Source organism: Corynebacterium sp. CTNIH16 (genome assembly GCF_032821655.1).
GTDB lineage: Bacteria > Actinomycetota > Actinomycetes > Mycobacteriales > Mycobacteriaceae > Corynebacterium > Corynebacterium marquesiae.
Genome location: NZ_JAVBIG010000026.1, coordinates 1 through 2,699, shown reverse-complemented (window position 1 = coordinate 2,699; position 2,699 = coordinate 1). Strand labels below are relative to the sequence as shown.

General features: G+C 58.7%; 3 protein-coding genes. All 3 read right to left on the bottom strand.

What is annotated here, in order from left to right:
- Window positions 1–169 precede the first annotated feature (169 nt).
- The 3 genes from RAE04_RS11595 to RAE04_RS11585 all read right to left on the bottom strand — a co-directional run bounded on the left by RAE04_RS11595 (window position 170) and on the right by RAE04_RS11585 (window position 2,547).
- Window positions 170–1,153, bottom strand: a complete 984-nt coding sequence (locus RAE04_RS11595; RefSeq protein ID WP_317027463.1) for a protein rep — start codon at window positions 1,151–1,153, stop codon at window positions 170–172.
- Window positions 1,154–1,747: 594 nt separating this feature from the next.
- Window positions 1,748–2,200, bottom strand: a complete 453-nt coding sequence (locus RAE04_RS11590) for a hypothetical protein (protein ID WP_317027462.1) — start codon at window positions 2,198–2,200, stop codon at window positions 1,748–1,750.
- Complete coding sequence (locus tag RAE04_RS11585; RefSeq protein WP_317027461.1) at window positions 2,200–2,547, bottom strand: hypothetical protein; 348 nt, start codon at window positions 2,545–2,547, stop codon at window positions 2,200–2,202. Before RAE04_RS11585 ends, RAE04_RS11590 begins: the two co-directional genes overlap by 1 nt.
- Between the last annotated feature and the right edge of the window lie 152 nt (window positions 2,548–2,699).

Below are 2,699 nucleotides of genomic sequence, written 5' to 3'. Positions count from 1 at the left end.
TTGGCCAAGTCAGGACCCACGGGACCGCAAAAATTTGGCGATGGATGCGGCCCCGGGGCCTTTTTCTATGTGCACCGGCGTAGCCCCAGTGCCTCATCACCATAACCCGCGCGCTGCGACCATCCGGAAAAAATTTGGTGCAAAGATCACTCCAAAAGTGTGAAATTGGTCACACCATCTTTGGTGGCGGCGCTTTCTTTGCTTTAGCCCTCCTACCAGGCAAAATGACGTTTAGTTCGTCCCATGCTTCCGCTTCGGCAAGCTCAAGCGCCACAGCCAAATCGGTGGGACGAACCCGCAGCACTTCCCGATAGCAGTCTGCATGCGTACGCCAGACCAAAATCGTGGATTCCGCGTCATCCTGGATTTCCTCATCAGTACGTTCGCCCACGTCATAGCGCTTTTTCAGGCCCCGCGACCACGTAATCGCCCGCCTGCCTTTAGTGGCCGAGTAATACTCACGCCAAAGCCGAGAACGTTCGTCCTCCGAATATCCGGCGCAATCATCGTCCAGGAGCTCAAACGGAGAAATTGAGCCCTCCCGGCCGCTTTTCACGTCCGACCGCGACATTTCCGCACCCACGCCCCAGCCCTTGCCGGTTCGTCCCTTCTTCTCGTCCTGAACCTTGGCCAAATACGCCGACAAAACCCGACCATCTCCATCGAGTCGGCGCACGTCAAGACCTTTTTCTGTAGGTCTTTTTGCTCCGGCTTTCACGACCGAATCAGCCCACAGCTCGAAAAGCAGCTCGCGCAGTTCGTCCCAGCATTCCGCCGGCACTGGTTCGTCCAGAAACAGCAGACCGTGCACATGCGGGTGCCACGAGTTCGTCCCGTGCGTCACCTCAATCGCCCGGACATATCCGGACAGGCCATAAGCCTTTTTGAGCCTGGCCCAGCCGCGACTCTGGAGCATTTTTTTCCAGCCGACGAGCACCGCGTCCAAAGTCGTACCTAGTTCATCCCCTCTGTGGTGGCGCACTGTACCCGTGAAAAATAGCACTTCACCTGCAGTTTTCTGATGTGCTTTTACCGCCTGCTCGATTTCTGCAGCACGCCCAGCCCTAATGACTGCCGAACAATGCGGGCACGACCAGATAGACGAACACCGCTCCACACCGGCATAACCAGCAGGTCTGCTGCCGTCGTGCATAATGCCGACGCTTCGTCCGATAGTCCACGCACACCGAGCCGGGCGCACAGGTTTCCACCACCCAGACACCTGCTCTGTGGCTAGCGGACGCAGAAATTCCGCCGATTTGTGCCGCCTGGCCCACCTCACCCGGCGCAGCATTTTCCCAGGTGAGTCCGGGTGTGCAAACTTTATTTGCGATATATCAAGGCGCTCGGCGTGCGCGTCCTCCTCGCTCGCGGCGCTCGCTTGTCGTAGCGCTGCCGCGCTTACCTCGGCCTGGTCGCGCGTCGCGCAGTCGCGATTAGTGCTATCGCCTGATAATCTATCCACAGAAGACCCCTCCGGTCTTGTTTCACCCCCGTGCATATGAGCTGGTAACTCGCACGGGGGTTTCCCTTTTTTCTTAAAATCTTTTTTCAGCGTATCCCCTCAGCGCGTGCGGTCAGCTTCACGCCACGCCCCAACGAGGGCAAGGACGGGGAGAGAGGGGGAGGCCCACATGGTTAATACCGACCCTCCCGCAGCGATTAACTAGGACTCACTCTCTCCATCAGCGGGGGCTAAAGCCCCCACACCCCCGCAAGGACAGGGGGATTTCCCCCTGTACCCCCTCTAAGCAGGCACAAAACCCACGTGAATGCTGCCCGTATCGACGTCCATCAGCTCCGGCGACGTGCGCCACTGAGGCGAATCGACCTGCGAAATCAGGCGCTCAACAGCGTGCCGCAAGCGCCGTGGTGAAAGCCTAGGCTGCCTGATTTCCCAGCTCAGGACGTTAAAACGGTCGCTCTCCCGGATTGTTGGCAGCTCGCCATCCACCACCAGGCCCACCTCCTGCCACAGCCGCTGCGCCCGAGGTGACGGGCTAAAAACATCCACCGGCTCAAGCTCACGGGTAGCCCGCGGCTCACCCAGCGTCCGAGTCATCCATTCACGCAGCTCAGCCAGCAAACGCCGCCGCATAAACAGCGCTCCGCCACCAATAACCACCCCAAAAAACGCCACCACCAGCACAAACGGCCACACAGGCACCCCAGGACTCTCCCAATGATCTACGCCGCTCATTACTGATCGCCCCCAGCACGCTTCACGACGTCCACACGCGTCGCCCAGAAATAGAGTCCATACGCGTTGCCATTTTTCCAGCAGCCCGCATGCAGATCCCTAAATCGTACGACTTGGCCGTCATGCACATCGGGCTGAGACGCAGCCAAAACGACCACTTTCATGGGCCGCACATACCGCCCCTTCGGGCCATACGGGACACCCAAATTCACTTCCCATTTCACGAGGTCACCGACTTTTTCAGGCGTCCCATCCTCGGATTTTGGCGCAGGCTCCCCCACTACCATCGCACCATTCATTAGCTGAAAAACCGGCAACATTCTGTCGGAAAAAACTGATTTCGACATAGCGAAAATTCACTCTCTGGCCATGCTACGATTGGCCAAGTCAGGACCCACGGGACCGCAAAAATTTGGCGATGGATGCGGCCCCGGGGCCTTTTTCTATGTGCACCGGCGTAGCCCCAGTGCCTCATCACCATAACCCGCGCGCTGCGACC